Source organism: Agromyces capsici (genome assembly GCF_058349965.1).
Genome location: NZ_JBYRET010000001.1, coordinates 1,066,332 through 1,082,690 on the forward strand (window position 1 = coordinate 1,066,332; position 16,359 = coordinate 1,082,690).

Sequence of the window (16,359 nt, forward strand, 5' to 3'; positions counted from 1 at the left end):
CGTGGACGGGGTTGGTGGTCGGGGCGCGGGGGCCCGGGTTCAGCGCACCGAGCGGATGCGGAGGATGACGAGGCCGCCGGCGAGCACGAGGGCCGCGGCGACGAAGAAGAGCAGCGAGTAGTTCTTCTCCGCGCCGGTGACCCCGACGAGCAGGATCGCCGAGGCGATGAGCGGCGCCGCCGACTGCGGGATCGACGTCGCGAAGCCGGTGATGCCCATGAATCGACCCGCGTCGGTGGCCTTCTCGGGCAGCACGTCGAGCAGGAGCGCCTGGTCGACGGCCGAGAACATGCCGATGCCGGCCGAGACGATGAGCGAGCCGGCGACGAGCGCGGGCAGCTCGGAGGAGACGGCCATGAGGACCATGCCGGCGGCCATGAGCGCGCCGCCCGCGACCACGAAGACCTTGCGGCGACGGAACCGGTCGGAGAGGAAGCCGCCGCCGAGCGCGCCGGCGGTCACGGCGAGCACGCCGACGCCGCCGAGGGTGGCGATGATGCCGGCGACCTCGGTGACCTCGACCCCGAGGCGGCTGGCGAAGAAGAACGCGGTGAAGGTGGTGTTGAGCGTGAGGCCGAAGTAGAAGAGGAAGCGGCCGAGCCAGTTCCACGAGAAGTCGGGGTACTGCGTCGGGTTGTAGAGGTACTTGCGCAGCAGCCCGCCGATCGTGAGCGGCTCCTTCGGCAGCGGCCGGCTGTCGGCCTCGTGCACGAGCGCGACGAAGAGCGTGACGAGCACGACGCCCACGGCGCCCGGGATCAGGAAGAGCAGCACGGCGTCGCCGGTTACCCCGACGGTGAGGATCACGCCGAACACCGGCGCGACCTGGGTCGCGAAGCCCGTAAGGCCGGCGACCTTGCCGCGCTGCTCCTCGGGAAGGCGGTCGGCGGTGGAGTTCTGCAGGTTGCCGAGCACCGTGCCCCACCCCCACTGCGCGAGCACCCAGCCGAGGCCGAGCAGGAGCACGTTCGGCGCGAGTGCCATGACGACGAGCGAGACGACGCCGACGACCATGCCACCGATCATGAAGGGGCGGCGCCGGCCGAGCCGCGTGCGGGTGCGGTCGCTCCAGACGCCCATGAACGGCGCGGTGAGCATGACGAACAGCGCGCCGGTGCCGGTGATGTACCCGAGCACCTCCTCGCGGCCGGGGGCCAGTTCGTTGATGCGGATCGACAGCGAGATGGCGAGCGGGGTGATGAAGGCCATGAAGACGCCGAACTGCGCCAGGACCATGAACCAGATGTAGCGGGCGTTCACCTTGGGCAAGTCGGGTGCGGGCGCGTGCTCGTCGGCGATCACTTCGGGGTCGACGGTCGCGGTGGGCAGCGGGGACGGCACCGGGGTGACGAGCGACGTGTCGTCGCGGTCGGGCGGGTTCATGAGGACTCCGTTGTCGTGTGGTGGCTCTGGGTGTGGCATCCGCTCGGCCCGCTCCGGTGATGCTGATAACTAGCGCGTGCTAGCGGATGACGGCGATGCTACATTGAGTAACTAGCGCGCGCAAGTGGCGCGTGACGAAGGGTGAAGCGGATGCCGCAGCAGGCGACCACACGACGCGTGACGGCATCCGACATCGCGCGCTCGCTCGGCATCTCGCGCGCCACCGTCGGCTTCGTGCTCAACGACACTCCCGGCCAGACGATCTCGGCGGCGACCCGCACGCGCGTGCTCGCTGAGGCCGAACGCCTCGGCTACCGGCCGAGCATCGCGGCGCGGGCGCTCGCCAGCGGCCGTACCCACCTGGTGCTGCTCGTGCTGCCCGACTGGCCGATGGACTTCAACCTCCGGCGCAACATCGAGGAGGCCTCGCTGGCCCTCGACGAGGCGGGGTACTCGCTCATCACCTACACGCCGCACGCCACCGGCCAGGCGCGTCCGCTCTGGGAGACCCTCCAGCCCGACCTCGTCATGTCGATGACCCCCTGGGCGGCCGGGCGGGCCGAGTCGGTGCGTGCCGCGGGCGTCGCCCGCATCATCCCCGACCCCGACCATCCGGCCGTCGAGGAGTGGACCGAAGAGGGGCCGGTGCTCCAGCTCCGTCACCTGCACGGGCTCGGCCACCGCGCGATCGCGTACGCAGGCTCGGCCGACCCCCGCGTGGCCGACCTCGTCCGCGTGCGTCGCGCCGCCGCTCAGCGCACGGCCGCCGACCTCGGCATCGACCCGATGGCCACCGCCGACGTCGAGCTGACGGATGCCTCGGCGAGCGCGGCACTCACCGCGTGGCGCGATGCGGGCGTCACCGCCATCGCCGCCTACAACGACGACGTCGCCGGCGCGCTCGTCGGTGCGGCCCTGCGGATGGGCCTGTCGATCCCCGCCGACCTCTCGGTCGTCGGCCACGACGACACCCCACTCGCGGCGATGTTCGAGCCGCAGCTGTCCACGATCCACGTCGACACGGCCGGGCTCGGCCGATTCTTCGCCGATCTGGCGCTCAGCGCGGTCGAGGGGCGCCCTGCACCGACCGTCGCCCCCGAGCTGCGCGCCACGCTCGTGCGGCGCGCCTCCACCGCGACCCTCGGCGCCTGACGCGCTGCGCGCGTCCGAGCGGTTCGGCGGCGCCGTCGCTGCCCGGGGCATCAGCGTCGGCAGGGCGCGATGCGCTGTCGGCATCGTGGCCGGGGCACGGCGGCTCACGGTGCACGTCGCAGCCGCTTCGGCAGCTCGGCTCTACGGAATGAAACACAGATATGGCGACCGGAACCGTCAAGTGGTTCAACGCCGACAAGGACTTCGGCTTCATCGCCCCCGACGATGGCAGCGCGACGTGTCGTGGTGGCAACCCGCGTTTCCGGGTGATTCACAGCATCGTCAGTCACTGTTGCAGTTACTGCACTACAGACTGCAACACCTGAAAGGAACGCTGCGATGTCCCTCCCCGCGACCCCCGCTCCACCGCTGCTCCGTGCTCGAGCCGTGACCAAGACGTACGGCACGGGCGCATCCCGGTTCGATGCGCTGAAGGGCGCGTCGCTCGACGTGCGCCGCGGCGAATCGCTCGCAATCGTCGGGAAGTCGGGCTCGGGCAAGTCGACCCTGATGCACCTGCTCGCCCTGCTCGACCGACCCACGAGCGGCGCGGTCGACATCGAGGGCGAGGACGCGGCATCCGCACCGGCGAAGCACATCAATCGGCTGCGCAACGAGCGGTTCGGCTTCGTCTTCCAGCAGTTCTTCCTCACCGCCCAGCAGTCGGTGCTCGAGAACGTCACGCTCCCCCTGCTGGTCGCCGGCGTCGCCCCGCGGGAGCGCACCCGCCGCGGCATGGAGGTGCTCGAGTCGCTGGCGCTCGCCGACAAGGCGAAGAACCGGGCGAGCGACCTCTCCGGCGGCCAGAAGCAGCGCGTCGTGATCGCGCGGGCCCTCATCAACGAACCCGACGTGGTCTTCGCTGACGAACCGACGGGCAACCTCGACACCGCCACCGGGGGCCAGGTCGAGGACATCCTCTTCGGCCTCCTGCGCGAACGCGGCATCACCCTCGTCGTCGTCACCCACGACGACGACCTGGCGGCACGCTGCGACCGCCGCATCACCATCGCCGACGGCCTGATCGTGAACGGAGCGGGACGATGAGGACCGCGGATGTCATCACCAACGCCACGCGGAACGCATTCCGCAGCAGGCTCCGCACGACACTGACCGTGCTGAGCCTCTTCGTCGGCGCGTTCACCCTCACCCTGACGACCGCGCTCGGCGCCGGCGTGAACGACTACGTCACCACGCAGGTCGCGACGATCAGCACCGGCGACGTGCTCCTCGTGACCCCGGCCGCGTCCACCGACACGACCGACGGCCCGAACGCGTACGACCCCGACGGGCGCCAGCAGTCCGCCCAGGCGAATCCCCTCGGCACCGGGACGCTGCTGAACGACGACGACCTCGACGCGATGCGCGACATGGACGGCGTCGACCGCGTCGAGCCCGTCCGCCAGATCATGATCGACTGGGTCGCCCCAGCCGACGCGGCCGACGACGATCGGTACGAGCTCGACGTGAACGCAACGGCCTCGATCGGACGCAGCGACCTCGTCGCGGGAGACCAGCTCGACCAGGAGTCCGACGGTCCGCAGATCGTCCTGCCCGAGGATCACCTCGACGCGCTGGGCTTCGCCGGCGCCGACGACGCGGTCGGTGCGTCGGTCGCCCTCGGCTACGCCGATGCGGCGCAGGCGGCCCGGACGATCGAGGCCGAGGTGGTCGGGGTGGCACGCACCAGCCTGCTCGCCGCCGGCGCCGGCGTGAACCAGTCCCTGACGGACACCGTCGCCGACGCGCAGGCGATCCCCGGTCAACCCGACGCCTACGTGATCGCGGTCGCGTACCTCGCCGGAACGGGCGAGGACGGTGCCGTCACCGCTCAGGACGTCGACGACGTGAAGGCGCAGCTCGCCGACGCCGACCTCGCTGGCCAGACCGTCGAGGACCAGCTCGGCGTCATCCAGACCGTCATCAACGGCATCATCGGAGTACTCAGCGCGTTCTCCGTCATCGCGCTGCTCGCGGCATCCTTCGGTATCGTCAACACCCTGCTGATGAGCGTGCAGGAACGCACCCGCGAGATCGGCCTGATGAAGGCGATGGGCATGCCGAACGGCCGGGTGTTCTCGTTGTTCAGCCTCGAGGCGGTCGTGATCGGGTTCCTGGGATCGGCCATCGGCGCCCTCGCGGCCATCGGGCTCGGCACCGCGATCTCATCGGCCCTCTCGGCCGGGCCGCTGGCCGACCTGCCAGGCCTCACCATCCTGATGTTCGACCCCGTCAACGTGGTCGCCGTGATCCTCGTGATCATGCTGGTCGCCTTCCTCTCCGGCGTGCTCCCCGCCCGCCGGGCGGCCCGCCAGGACCCGATCGACTCGCTACGGTACGAGTAGACCGACCAGGAGGCGGATCATGTCGACCGAGCCAGGACCCCGACGCCGGGGCGTCGCCGAGACGACGGCCGCGATCGAAGGCGCCGCCATCGACCTCGTCACCGAGCACGGGTACGACAACGTCACGGTCGACATGATCTGCGAGGCCGCCGGCATCAGCCAGCGCACGTTCTTCAACCACTTCAAGACGAAGGATGCCGCGCTGCTCGGCACCGACGAACCGTCCATCGATCAACGGGCCGCGAGGGAGTTCATCGTCTCGGACGGGCCACTGCTCGCCGAGGCCGCCGGGCTCGTGCGCATCGAGCCCGATCGGCTGCCCGCCGATCCGGCCCTCATCATGCGACGGATCACCGCGGTGTCGCAGAACCCGATCCTCCTCGCCCGCCAGATGGAGCGGCTGACCGCGATCGAGGAGGAACTGCGTCAGATCATCGAGCTCCGCCTCCGCCAGGACGCGCTGCGCGACGGCGCCGACGAGGCGGAGCTCGACGACCTGCCCGAGCAGGCCGAGATCGTCACGCACCTGCTCGCCGGGCTCATGCGCTACGTCGGCATGAGCTGGGCGCGCCGGGCGGCCACGGGTGCGCCGACGCCGATGGGCACGGAGCACCTGACCGAACGGCTGGGGCAGGTGATCCCTAAGCTCGGGTGAATGTGAAACGCCGACGGCTCGCGCCAGGCTTCGTCAACCGCGCGGATCGCCCTCGGCGATCGGGCCGCGCTGCATCCCATGACCAGCTACAGAGCGCGCGCGGGCGAGCCGGGAGCCGCGGCCGTCCAGATGCCGGATGAGCCGAGCACCCGCTCGGGGTCGATCCGGATGACGACGCGGGTCGGATTCTCGCGCGGCTGCCGGTACCGCTCGGCGTACAGGCGCACCGCGAGGTCGACGGACTCGGGGTCGCGCTCGATGACGGCCCGGCCGGCGATGCTCAGCCATTCGGCCCCGGAGACCTGCGCGACGGTCGCGCGGTGGTCGCGCTCGACGTTGCGGACCTTCTGGCTGCCGCCGCTGGTGATGATCCGGACGACCCCGTCGACGTAGCTGAAGCCGACCGCGACCACGTGCAGATCGCCTCGCGGCCCGACCGTCGACAGCGTCGCGAGGTGCCGATCGGCGACGAACTGCGCGCCCCGCTCGGTGAGGGCGCGGTGAGGGGAGACCGGGCGATCCGGCAGTGAGGTCATGCGCCCCATCGTAGGCAGGGACTCTGTCGCCCCCACGTACTACCGTCTGGAACAGCGGTCGAACCCACGAGCGGGAGGCATCCCATGCTGAAGCACGTCGCTGAGGGCGTACTCGTCCACGAGAGCGAGTTCATCCAGAGCAATGCCGTCGTCGTGCAGGGCGAAGCGGGTGTGCTGCTCATCGACCCCGGCATCACGAGCGACGAGATGGCCTCGCTCGCGAACGACCTCCGCGAGCTGGGCCGACCCGTCGCCGCCGGATTCTCGACGCACCCCCACTGGGACCACGTGCTCTGGCATCCGGACTTCGGCGACGTGCCCCGCTACGGCACCGCGCGCTGCGCTGCGTCCATGCACGAGGTGCTCGCGGACGCGGACTGGGAGGCCCGCGTCGCCGAAGGACTCCCGCCGGAGTTCGCCGACGAGATACCGATGGATCGGCTCGGCCTCATCACCGGCCTGCCCGCCGGGGCCACGCGGATCCCCTGGGACGGCCCCGACGTCCGGATCATCGAGCATCGGGCCCACGCCCCGGGCCACGCGGCCCTGCTGATCGAGGACCGCCGCGTGCTCGTCGCCGGCGACATGCTCTCCGACATCCTGATGCCGTTCCTCGACCTCCAGACCGCACATCCGATCGACGACTACCTCGCCGCGCTGGAGCGGTTCGAGGGCGTCGCCGACGACGTCGATGCCGTCGTTCCGGGCCACGGCTCGGTCGGCGGAGCCGGGGATCTCCGCGCACGGATCGAGCTGGATCGCGCCTACGTGCAGGCCCTGCGAGACGGCGAGGTTCCCGACGATCCGCGGATCGGCCCATCGGCCCCGTTGGACTGGCTGGCCGACGTGCACGCATGGCAGGTCCAGCGGCTCGCTCAGAAGAAGCGGGGCGAGACGAACGGCTAGACGGCGTTCGACTCCGTTCACCGACGCGTCACCGCCGGGCCGTACCGTGGGGCATCCTTCTCATGCGACCTCTTCCAGGCGGGCAAGGAGCTCCAGTGACCGATTCCCCGGGCCTCATGAGCCGCTCGTCCGAGGCTCCGACCCCTCGGACGCTGCTCGACATCCTCCGCGCCACCACCGCATCCGCTCCGGACGCGTCGGCGATCGAGGACGACAGGGGTGCGCTGAGCTACCGCGAGCTCATGGCGCAGGTGAACGTGCTGGCCGCACGGTTGCACGCGGCGGGCGTCCGGCGCGGCGACCGGGTGGGCGTCCGCATGCCGTCGGGCACGCGCGAGCTCTACCTCTCGATCCTCGGCGTGATGGCCGCCGGCGCCGCGTACGTCCCCGTCGACGTCGACGACCCCGAGGAGCGCGCCGAGCTGGTGTTCTCCGAAGCCCTCGTGGCCGGCGTGATCACCTCGGGCGGCTACGCGCCGTCGGGATCCGCCGGCCCGACGACCGCGGTCTTCGACGACGCCGCCCCGCACCCGAGCACCGCGGCGACGGCGGTCGCGGCGCCGCCCGAACCGGGCAACGACGCGTGGATCATCTTCACCTCGGGTTCGACCGGAACGCCGAAGGGCGTGGCGGTGAGCCATCGGTCGGCGGCGGCGTTCGTCGACGCCGAGGCGCGCCTGTTCCTGCGCGACGAGCCGATCACCACGTCCGACCGCGTCCTCGCGGGTCTCTCCGTCGCGTTCGATGCGTCGTGCGAGGAGATGTGGCTGGCCTGGCGGCACGGAGCGTGTCTGGTCCCCGCGCCGCGATCGCTCGTCCGGAGCGGCATGGACCTCGGGCCGTGGCTCTCCTCCCGCCGGATCACCGTGGTGTCGACGGTGCCGACGCTCGCCGCGCTCTGGCCCGCCGAGGCGCTCGACAACGTGCGATTGCTGATCTTCGGCGGCGAGGCGTGCCCGCCCGAGCTGGTGAACCGGCTCGCCGTCGACGGCCGCGAGGTGTGGAACACGTACGGGCCGACGGAGGCGACCGTCGTCGCGAGCGCCGCGCTGATGGTGCAGGGTGAACCGGTGCGGATCGGCAGCCCGCTCGACGGCTGGGACCTCGCGGTGGTCGATGCCGACGGGCGCCCGGTCGGCGACGGCGAGGTCGGCGAGCTCATCATCGGCGGCGTGGGTCTCGCCCGCTACCTCGACCCGGCCAAGGACGCGGAGAAGTACGCGCCGATGCCGGCGCTCGGCTGGGATCGCGCGTACCGGAGTGGCGACCTCGTGCGATTCGATCGCGACGGGCTGCTCTACCAGGGACGCGCCGACGACCAGGTGAAGGTCGGCGGCCGGCGCATCGAGCTCGGCGAGATCGAGGCCGCCCTGCAGGACCTGCCCGGCGTGGCCGGTGCCGCCGCCGCGGTGCGACGAAGCGCGGCCGGCAACGACGTGCTCGTCGGCTACCTCGCGGTGGCCCCGGATGCCGCGTTCGACCGGCGCGCCGCGGTGACGCGTCTCCGCGAGGAGCTGCCCGCGGCGCTCGTGCCTCTGCTGGCCGTGGTGGACGAGCTCCCGGTCCGGACCTCGGGCAAGGTCGATCGCGCCGCACTGCCGTGGCCGGTCGAGGAGGACGGCGGGGACGGTCGCGCCGAGGCCGAACTCGACCCCATCGCGGCCATCCTCGCCGCCGATTGGCGGAACGTGCTGGGCCTGCCGGTCGAGGCCGACGACGACAACTTCTTCGACCTCGGCGGCGGGTCGCTCGCCGCCGCGCAGCTCGTCTCGCTCGTGCGGACGCGGCATCCGGACTTCACCGTCGCCGACGTGTACGCGCATCCCCGTTTCGGGGCGATGGCGTCCGCCCTGGCCGAGGCATCCCAGAGCCGGTCCGCGGCGTCCACGCACGTCGTCCCGCGGACCCCGGTGCGGATGCAGGTCCTGCAGACCTTCTTCGGCGCGCCCTTGTTCGTGCTCAACGGCATCCGCTGGGTGCTCTACCTGCTGACCGCCAGCGCGATCCTGCGGTCGCTCGGCGGGTTCGACGCGCTGCCCGAGGTCTCGGTGCCGTGGCTCGTCGCGGGCCTCGTGGTGTTCGTGACCCCCTGGGGGCGGATGGCGGTCGCCGTCGTCGTGGCCCGGCTGGTGCTCGCCGGACTCCGGCCCGGCGACTACCCGCGCGGGGGCAGCGTGCACCTTCGGCTCTGGCTGGCCGAGCAGGTCGCCCACCAGGTCGGAGCGGCGAGCCTGGCCGGCGCCCCGTGGATCAGCTACTACGCCCGAGCACTCGGTGCGCGGATCGCTCCCGGCGTCGACCTGCACTCGCTGCCGCCGGTCACCGGGTTCCTGCGCATCGGCGCCGGAGCCTCGATCGAGCCGGAGGTCGACCTCGCCGGGTACTGGATCGACGGCGACCTCGTGCGCATCGGCGAGATCCGCATCGGGGCCGGCAGCTCGATCGGTGCCCGGAGCTCGCTGATGCCGGGCGCTCGGATCGGCAAGCACGCGACCGTGGCGCCCGGCTCCGCCGTGTTCGGTCGCGTTCCCGCCGGGCAGGACTGGGCCGGCTCGCCCGCGGTGCGGGTCGGGAGGTCGCACGCGTGGTGGCCCGCGGAACGGCCGCCGATCCGCACGCGCTGGCTGTTCGCCTACGCGACCTCCTCGCTCGTGGTCTCGCTCGTGCCGATCGCCGCGTTCGCGGCCGGCGCCGCCGTCGTCGCCGTCGTCGCCCGGGATGCGGACTCGCTCGGCGAGCTCGCCGCCCGCGCGGCCCTCGCGCTCGTGCCGGCCACGCTCGCGGCGGGCGTCGTGCTCGTCGTGTCGGTGGTGGTGCTGGTCCGGCTCCTCGGCATCGGGCTCGTCGAGGGCGTGTTCCCGGTGCGCAGCCGGGTCGGCTGGCAGGCGTGGTCGATCGAACGGCTGCTCGACCTCGCGCGCACCCTCCTCTTCCCGCTGTACTCGAGCCTGTTCACGCCGGTCTGGCTGCGCCTGCTCGGCGCCGACGTGGGCCGCGACGTCGAGGCATCCACCGTCCTGCTGCTGCCCGGGATGACGCGGATCGCCGACGGCGCCTTCCTCGCCGACGACACGCTGGTCGCCGCTTACGAACTGGGCGGCGGCTACGTGCGGATCGCTCGCGCGGAGATCGGCGCGCGGGCGTTCCTCGGCAACTCCGGCATGGCCGTCGGCGGCAACCGGGTGCCGAAGGACGGGCTCGTCGCGGTGCTCTCCGTCGCCCCGCGCAAGGCGAAGGCCGGATCGTCGTGGCTCGGGTCGCCGCCGGTGAAGCTGCGCCGCCACGCCCAGGACGCCGATCGCGCCCGCACGTTCGCCCCGTCGTACGGCCTGCGCTGGGCGCGCGCGATCTGGGAACTGCTCCGAATCGTGCCGGTCATCGCGACCTGCGCGCTCGGCCTGGCCGTGCTCCTGGCCCTCGCGGCGCTCATCGAGGCGTGGGGCGTCGCCGTCGCGATCCTGCTCAGCGGCATCGTGCTCCTCGCGGCCGGTGCGGTCGCCGCCGCGATCAGCACGATCGCGAAGTGGCTGCTGCTCGGACGCATCCGGGCGACCGAGCATCCGCTCTGGTCGCCGTTCGTCTGGCGAAGCGAGGTGTCGGACACCTTCACCGAGATGGTCGCGGCACCGTGGTTCGCCTCGGCCGCGGCGGGCACGCCCGCGCTCGTATGGTGGCTTCGCAGCCTCGGTGCCCGCATCGGGGCCGGCGTGTGGATCGACAGCTACTGGCTGCCCGAGGCCGACCTCGTGCGCCTGGGCGACGCGTCGACCGTGAATCGGGGCTGCGTCGTGCAGACCCACCTGTTCCATGATCGAATCATGAGCATGGATGCGGTCACGATCGAGCGCGGCGGAACGCTGGGCCCGCACAGCGTCATCCTGCCCGCCGCCGAGATCGGCGAGAACGCGACCGTCGGTCCCGCGTCGCTCGTGATGCGCGGCGAGGCCGTGCCCGCGGCGAGCCGCTGGAGCGGCAACCCCATCGGACCCTGGCGCGCCGTGGTCGTCGGCGAGTACCATCGCGAGCCGGCCTGATGAGGCGGCCCGCGACGGCCGGTCCGCACGCCTACCTTCCCCGGTCGGGATCGCCGGACTACCGGGCGCTGCACTACGACCTCGATCTCCGGTACCGGGTCGCGACCAATCGACTCGACGCCACGGCCACGATCCGCGGCCGCGCGCTGACGACGCTCCGCGCCATCCACCTCGATCTGGTGCACCTGCGGGCCAAGCGCGTCCGGCTCGACGGCGACCGGAACGTGCGGTTCTCGCACTCCCCCACGCACCTGACGGTCCGCCCGGCGGCGCCGATCGGCGAGGGCGAGGAGTTCGTGCTCACCGTCGAGTACGGCGGCGCGCCGACACCCCGCCGCTCCCGGTGGGGGACGATCGGCTGGGAGGAACTCGACGACGGCGTCCTCGTGGCCTCGCAGCCGTCGGGTGCGCCGACCTGGTTCCCCTGCAATGACCGCCCCGACGACAAGGCGCCCTACCGCATCCGGGTCACCGCCGAGCAGGCCTACACGGTCCTCGCCACCGGGCAGCTCACCGACCACTCCGTGTCCGCCGGGCGCGGAACCTGGACCTTCGAACAGCACGAGCCGACCTCGACCTACCTCGCCGCCGTGCAGATCGGCCGGTACGTGCTCGAGCCGAGGCGCACCGCCGGCGTCGACTGGGTGCTCGCCTATCCGCCGGCCGTCGCGCGCCGCGTGCTGCACGACTTCGCGCCGATCGGCCGGATGCTCGAGGCGTTCCAGGCCAGGTTCGGCCCGTATCCCTTCCCGTCGTACACGATCGTCGTCACCGCCGATGCGCTCGAGATCCCGCTCGAGTCGCAGGGCATGGCCACGTTCGGTGCGAACCACGCCGACGGACGCGGCGGTGCCGAGCGTCTCATCGCGCACGAGCTCGCGCACCAGTGGTTCGGCAACAGCGTGGGCCTGGCGAGCTGGCGCGACATCTGGCTGAACGAGGGATTCGCCTGTTATGCCGAGTGGCTCTGGGCCGAGGCCGCGCATCGCACGTCGGCCGACACGATGGCTCGCCGCGCGCACTCGATGCTCGCCGCCCTCCCCCGGGATCTCGTGCTCGGCGATCCCGGCCCCGAGCTCATGTTCGACGACCGCGTCTACAAGCGGGGAGCGTGCCTGGTCCACGCCATCCGGCTCACCGTCGGCGACGAGCGATTCTTCGCGATGCTCCGCGGATGGACGGACGCGAAGCGCTACGGTGCCGCATCGACCTCCGAGTTCCGGGCGTTCGCCGCCGGCGTCGCCGGCGTTCCGCTCGACGCGCTGTTCGACGCGTGGCTGTGGGAGCCCGAACTCCCCCCGCTGCCGGCTCCCGCGTCGCGCTGAGCCGCGCACGCGATCGTCACGACGCATCCCCGGGGGTCTCGGCGACGATGCAGGCGGTACCGGATGTCGCGGTCGGCGACCCGCCCGGACCGATGCCCCACGCGCACCTCGCGCGGGTCGACCCGGAGGCCGCGCCCGTCGGCCTTGAGGATCGCTTCGGTCGCCGTCCAGCGCGCGAGCGCGTCGCCGCGCCGGTGCCCCGTCACGTCGCGGATCGCGGCGAGACGAGCCGGCGGGGTGCGCCGCGGTTCGGCGTCGATCCCGATGGGATGGCGCGACGCGACGGCGAATGCGAGGCCGCCGGCATGGGCGATGCTGACGTGGAGCCCGGCCCACGCTCCGGAGACCTGCGGCGGACCGTGCGACCCGCCGCAGTCGATGCACCGGGCATCGATCGTCACCCCGTCGAGCGGGCCGTCGACCAGCCCGGCGACCGCAGCGAGCGCTGCCGAGCGACCCGCGAGGAACCGGCGCCGTCCGACGTCGTCGAGGGTGGCGAGCCGGGCCCGGTCGGACGGACCGAGCCGGCCCGCGACCTCGGCCTGGGCCCTGGCTTGCACCGCGTCGTGGGCGACGACGACGAGCTCGAACGGCCGATCCATCGGCTCAGGCTCGGCCGAGCGCCTCGGCGCCGCGGCGCGCACTGTCATCCGGTCGACCGGAACCGTTGCCCATGCTGCGAGTCTCGACAGCGCGGTGTTCGATGTCAATTCGCGCCTCGTCGGATCGTCGTCGGCCCTGGGATGCAGGAACCAGCCGCAAGATGGGGAGGGCTCCCCATGCTTCCCGGCCCGTGCGGGTGCAGGCTGAACGCGAAGGGAGCAGGCCATGGCACACATCAGGACATCCATCGTGATCGACCGGCCCGTCGATGAGACGTTCGCGTACCTCACGGACCCCCGCAACGCGAAGGAGTGGTCGACCGAGCTCGTCGATGTCGCCTACGACGGCGACCTGACCGAGGGCTCGACCGGGGTCGACACCCGCAGGATGGGTCGCAGGGTGATCGAGATGCCGTGGGTCGTGGCAGCGTACGACCGACCCGAGCGCATCGTCTTCGAGTACGCGCGCCCGTTCCCGGCGACCGCCGAGTTCTCGTTCCGCGCCCACGAGGGCGGCACCCTCGTCACCTGCGACACCGAGCTGAGGCCACGCGGCCTCTGGCGGCTGCTGGCTCCGATGTTGGCCGCGGAGGGGCGGAAGGTCGACGAGGTCCAGTTCCGGAAGGTGAAGCAGATCCTCGAGGCGCGCAACGCGACCACTGAGGGCGCTTCCGCGCCTCACTCGATCTCGACCCAGTCGAGGTTGAACAGGTAGGGGTTCTCGTCCCTGCTCGCACCTCGCGTGAACTCCAGGTGGAGCTCGGACGGCGCGGATGCCACGTCGTCGAGGACATCGCACTGGACGACCTGCCAGGAGAGCCAGCCTCCCGTGTACGGCACCGAGCACTGGCCGATGAGCGGCCCGTTCGCGTCGTCGAGGCGGATCGCGATGTCGCCGCCCGTGCTGTCGCTCGCGACCCTCGCGGTGATCGAGCGGACCTCGCCGGACCCGAGGGCACCACTCTCGTACGTCGCCCACGTGCCATCCGTGGTGTAACCCAGGAAGCCGATGCCGCCCTCGTCACCGAGCTGGAGCCCGACCTCACGCTCGGCCGTGGCCTCCCCCTGGGCAGCAGGTCGCCCAGCGCGGCAGCGCGGCCCTCGTGGAACTTCGCGGTCGGGTGCGAGCGTCCGTCCTTCGCGAGGGTGCAGGATGTCGCGTCGCCGAGCGCGTCGCTCCAGGCCTGCGCGGCCTCGGCTCGCCGGCGACGCACCTCGGCTCGATCGAGCCGGGGCCGCGATCCGGGAGCCGGCAGCTCGGCCGGGGCGTGTCGGGGGGTGACGCGCCGCACGCCGGCGAACCGGTCCCGGATCGCGGCCACGGGTCTTCCGGTCAGCGCCCGAAGAGGCGCGCGAAGAAGCCGGTCGACGGCTCGTTCTCGTGCCCGGCGCAACGCTGGTTGCGCGGCACTCCGCGCATGACCTGGTCGACGTGCTGGCCGCAACCGGCCCAAGTGGTCTTGCCGCACTTCCGGCAGCTGACGGCTCGGCACATGTGGGGTTCTCCTCGGTCTCAGGGGGTCGGGATCAGTCGTGGTCGCCGTTGCACCACTGCTCGGCGGGCACGTGGTCCTTGACGCTGTCGACGTGCTGGCCGCAACCGGCCCAGGTCGTCTTGCCGCAGGTACACGGCGTGGGGCTGCACATGGGTGTTCTCCTTCGTAGTGAGGTGGTGTCGATACGCGCCGTCGGCGCTACCGGATGATCAGGCGGCGAGCGCCTCGGCCTCGACGGCCGTGCGGGAGGCCGTGCCGGCCTTCCAGGTCAGGTAGCCGCCGTCGAGGTTGACGGCGTCGCGGCCGAGCTGCGCGAGCAGGCGCACCGCGGTGTGCCCGCGCTGGCCGACCTTGCAGTGGACGATGAGGCGCCCGGCCGGCAGCTCGTCGGCCCGCGCACGGAGCTCGTCGAGCGGGATCCGGAGCGAACCCGGGATGGCGCCGTCGGCCACCTCGCCGGCCGTGCGCACGTCGACGACGGTTGCGCCGGCGTCGACCGCGGCATCGAGCTCGTGCCACTGGATCGACGGCGTGAGGCCCTCGAACGCGTTGAGCGCGACGTAGCCGAGCATGTTGACCGGGTCCTTCGCCGACGAGTACTGCGGCGCGTACGCCAGCTCGAGGTCGGCGAGCTCGGAGGCGGTGATGCCGCCGGCCATCGCGGTCGCGATGACGTCGATGCGCTTGTCGACGCCCTCGCCGCCGACGCCCTGCGCGCCGAGGATGACGTCGGTCGCGGCGTCGACGATGAGCTTGAGCGCCATCTGCTCGGCGCCCGGGTAGTACCCGGTGTGCGAGGCGGGGTGGGTGTGGATGACCCGGATGTCGCGGTCGCGCGAGCGCAGCAGCTTCTCGTTCCACCCGGTGGAGGCGATGGTGAGACCCATGACGCCGACCACGGCGGTGCCGAGCGCCTCGCGCACGCGGACCGGACGGCCGGTGATCGCGTCGGCCGCGAGGCGGCCGTGGCGGTTGGCGAGGCCCGCGAGGGCGACGAGTCGGGGCTCGCCGGTGATCGCATCGACCTTCTCGACGGCATCGCCGATGGCCCAGATGTGCGGGTCGCTCGTGCGCAGCGCGTCGTCGACCCGGATGCCGCCGCGCGGGCCGAGCTCGAGGCCGGCACCCCGGGCGAGGCTCGTGTCGGGTCGCACGCCGATGGAACCGAGCACGAAGTCGGCGGGCACCGTGGTGCCGTCGCTGAGCCGGGCGGTGTCGGCGCCGAGCGCGGTGACCTGCGTGCCGAGGCGCACGTCGACGCCGGCCTCGCGGAGCCGGTCGGCGACGGGCGAGGCCATCTCGGGGTCGAGCGGGGGCAGCACCTGGTCGCCGAGCTCGACGAGGGTGACGTCGAGGCCGCGGTGGGCGAGGTTCTCGACCATCTCGAGGCCGATGAAGCCGGCGCCGATCACGAGCGCGCTCCGCGGCGCGACATCCAGTGCCGCCATGGCCGCGTCGACGTCGTCGATGTCGCGCAGGGTGAGCATGCGCTCGCCGCCCTCGATGGGCGGACGGACCGGGGTGGCGCCGGGCGAGAGCACGAGCGCGTCGTACTCGAGCGTCGTCTCCTCGCCGGTGGCGAGGTCGCGGGCGAGCACGGTCTTCGCCTCGCGGTCGATGGAGACCGCCTCGGTGCGCACGCGCACGTCGAGTCCGAAGCGGCTGCCGAGCGAGGCGGGCGTCTGGAGGAGCAGGCTGGAGCGCTCCTCGATGACGCCGCCGAGGTAGTACGGGAGTCCGCAGTTCGCGAACGAGACGTGGCCGCCCCGCTCGAGCACGGTGATCTGCGCGTGCTCGTCGAGCCGGCGCAGTCGGGTCGCGGCGGACATGCCGCCTGCGACGCCGCCGATGATGAGGTACCGCTGGGAAGTCATGAGCCCATCGTACGGATACCCCGGGGGTATTGTCAAAATACGTCCCGGGTA

14 protein-coding genes and 1 pseudogene are annotated in these 16,359 nt (G+C 72.1%); 9 read left to right on the top strand and 6 right to left on the bottom strand.

Annotated features, from left to right (window positions below):
- Nucleotides 1-39: 39 nt before the first annotated feature.
- A complete protein-coding gene (locus AC3RKB_RS05170; protein WP_491434918.1) occupies nt 40-1,383 on the bottom strand; it encodes an MFS transporter in 1,344 nt (447 codons plus the stop codon).
- 150 nt (nt 1,384-1,533) lie between these two features.
- Between AC3RKB_RS05170 and AC3RKB_RS05175 the strand changes: the two genes are divergently transcribed.
- The 5 genes and pseudogenes from AC3RKB_RS05175 (at nt 1,534) to AC3RKB_RS05195 (ending at nt 5,535) form a co-directional block, all read left to right on the top strand.
- Complete coding sequence (locus AC3RKB_RS05175; protein ID WP_491434919.1) at nt 1,534-2,535, top strand: LacI family DNA-binding transcriptional regulator; 1,002 nt, start codon at nt 1,534-1,536, stop codon at nt 2,533-2,535.
- Nucleotides 2,536-2,696: 161 nt separating this feature from the next.
- Nucleotides 2,697-2,771 (top strand): annotated as a pseudogene (locus AC3RKB_RS05180) (cold-shock protein); the annotation flags it as partial.
- 103 nt (nt 2,772-2,874) lie between these two features.
- Complete coding sequence (locus tag AC3RKB_RS05185; RefSeq protein WP_491434920.1) at nt 2,875-3,582, top strand: ABC transporter ATP-binding protein; 708 nt, start codon at nt 2,875-2,877, stop codon at nt 3,580-3,582.
- Entirely contained in the window at nt 3,579-4,880 is a 1,302-nt protein-coding gene (locus tag AC3RKB_RS05190; protein ID WP_491434921.1) for an ABC transporter permease, read from the top strand. Before AC3RKB_RS05185 ends, AC3RKB_RS05190 begins: the two co-directional genes overlap by 4 nt.
- Before the next feature lie 19 nt (nt 4,881-4,899).
- Nucleotides 4,900-5,535, top strand: a complete 636-nt coding sequence (locus tag AC3RKB_RS05195) for a TetR/AcrR family transcriptional regulator (protein WP_491434922.1) — start codon at nt 4,900-4,902, stop codon at nt 5,533-5,535.
- An 86-nt stretch (nt 5,536-5,621) separates the two neighbouring features.
- Here AC3RKB_RS05195 and AC3RKB_RS05200 read toward each other — a convergent pair whose 3' ends face one another.
- Nucleotides 5,622-6,071: a pyridoxamine 5'-phosphate oxidase family protein gene (locus AC3RKB_RS05200; RefSeq protein WP_491434923.1), complete on the bottom strand. Its 450-nt coding sequence runs from the start codon at nt 6,069-6,071 to the stop codon at nt 5,622-5,624.
- An 84-nt stretch (nt 6,072-6,155) separates the two neighbouring features.
- Here AC3RKB_RS05200 and AC3RKB_RS05205 point away from each other — a divergent pair, with 84 nt between their 5' ends.
- The 4 genes from AC3RKB_RS05205 to AC3RKB_RS05220 all read left to right on the top strand — a co-directional run bounded on the left by AC3RKB_RS05205 (nt 6,156) and on the right by AC3RKB_RS05220 (nt 13,653).
- Entirely contained in the window at nt 6,156-6,977 is an 822-nt protein-coding gene (locus AC3RKB_RS05205) for an MBL fold metallo-hydrolase (protein WP_491434924.1), read from the top strand.
- Between the two features lie 95 nt (nt 6,978-7,072).
- The gene (locus tag AC3RKB_RS05210) at nt 7,073-11,011 is read left to right on the top strand and encodes a Pls/PosA family non-ribosomal peptide synthetase (RefSeq protein ID WP_491434925.1); all 3,939 of its coding nucleotides are present in this window, start codon (nt 7,073-7,075) and stop codon (nt 11,009-11,011) included.
- Complete coding sequence (locus AC3RKB_RS05215) at nt 11,011-12,336, top strand: M1 family metallopeptidase (RefSeq protein WP_491434926.1); 1,326 nt, start codon at nt 11,011-11,013, stop codon at nt 12,334-12,336. The genes AC3RKB_RS05210 and AC3RKB_RS05215 overlap by 1 nt, the downstream gene beginning before the upstream one ends.
- Nucleotides 12,337-13,164: 828 nt before the next feature.
- Nucleotides 13,165-13,653, top strand: a complete 489-nt coding sequence (locus tag AC3RKB_RS05220) for an SRPBCC family protein (RefSeq protein WP_491434928.1) — start codon at nt 13,165-13,167, stop codon at nt 13,651-13,653.
- On the opposite strand, the gene AC3RKB_RS05225 is transcribed toward AC3RKB_RS05220, so the two are convergent.
- The 4 genes from AC3RKB_RS05225 to AC3RKB_RS05240 form a co-directional block, all read right to left on the bottom strand.
- Nucleotides 13,617-14,180 carry a carbohydrate-binding protein gene (locus tag AC3RKB_RS05225; RefSeq protein WP_491436757.1) on the bottom strand — a complete coding sequence of 188 codons (564 nt, stop codon included), beginning with the start codon at nt 14,178-14,180 and terminating at the stop codon, nt 13,617-13,619. The two genes, AC3RKB_RS05220 and AC3RKB_RS05225, sit on opposite strands and share 37 nt — an antisense overlap.
- 91 nt (nt 14,181-14,271) lie before the next feature.
- Nucleotides 14,272-14,433 carry a DUF8730 family Cys-rich protein gene (locus AC3RKB_RS05230; RefSeq protein WP_491434930.1) on the bottom strand — a complete coding sequence of 54 codons (162 nt, stop codon included), beginning with the start codon at nt 14,431-14,433 and terminating at the stop codon, nt 14,272-14,274.
- 32 nt (nt 14,434-14,465) lie between these two features.
- A complete protein-coding gene (locus tag AC3RKB_RS05235; RefSeq protein ID WP_491434931.1) occupies nt 14,466-14,585 on the bottom strand; it encodes a DUF8730 family Cys-rich protein in 120 nt (39 codons plus the stop codon).
- A 58-nt stretch (nt 14,586-14,643) separates the two neighbouring features.
- Nucleotides 14,644-16,308: an FAD-dependent oxidoreductase gene (locus AC3RKB_RS05240; RefSeq protein ID WP_491434933.1), complete on the bottom strand. Its 1,665-nt coding sequence runs from the start codon at nt 16,306-16,308 to the stop codon at nt 14,644-14,646.
- Nucleotides 16,309-16,359 lie beyond the last annotated feature (51 nt).

Coding starts and splice junctions, on each gene's coding strand:
- AC3RKB_RS05240 (WP_491434933.1), bottom strand. CDS start 16,308: ATGACTTCCCAGCGGTACCTCATCATCGGCGGCGTCGCAGGCGGCATG.
- AC3RKB_RS05190 (WP_491434921.1), top strand. CDS start 3,579: ATGAGGACCGCGGATGTCATCACCAACGCCACGCGGAACGCATTCCGC.
- AC3RKB_RS05200 (WP_491434923.1), bottom strand. CDS start 6,071: ATGACCTCACTGCCGGATCGCCCGGTCTCCCCTCACCGCGCCCTCACC.
- AC3RKB_RS05205 (WP_491434924.1), top strand. CDS start 6,156: ATGCTGAAGCACGTCGCTGAGGGCGTACTCGTCCACGAGAGCGAGTTC.
- AC3RKB_RS05195 (WP_491434922.1), top strand. CDS start 4,900: ATGTCGACCGAGCCAGGACCCCGACGCCGGGGCGTCGCCGAGACGACG.
- AC3RKB_RS05215 (WP_491434926.1), top strand. CDS start 11,011: ATGAGGCGGCCCGCGACGGCCGGTCCGCACGCCTACCTTCCCCGGTCG.
- AC3RKB_RS05220 (WP_491434928.1), top strand. CDS start 13,165: ATGGCACACATCAGGACATCCATCGTGATCGACCGGCCCGTCGATGAG.
- AC3RKB_RS05235 (WP_491434931.1), bottom strand. CDS start 14,585: ATGTGCAGCCCCACGCCGTGTACCTGCGGCAAGACGACCTGGGCCGGT.
- AC3RKB_RS05175 (WP_491434919.1), top strand. CDS start 1,534: ATGCCGCAGCAGGCGACCACACGACGCGTGACGGCATCCGACATCGCG.
- AC3RKB_RS05170 (WP_491434918.1), bottom strand. CDS start 1,383: ATGAACCCGCCCGACCGCGACGACACGTCGCTCGTCACCCCGGTGCCG.
- AC3RKB_RS05230 (WP_491434930.1), bottom strand. CDS start 14,433: ATGTGCCGAGCCGTCAGCTGCCGGAAGTGCGGCAAGACCACTTGGGCC.
- AC3RKB_RS05185 (WP_491434920.1), top strand. CDS start 2,875: ATGTCCCTCCCCGCGACCCCCGCTCCACCGCTGCTCCGTGCTCGAGCC.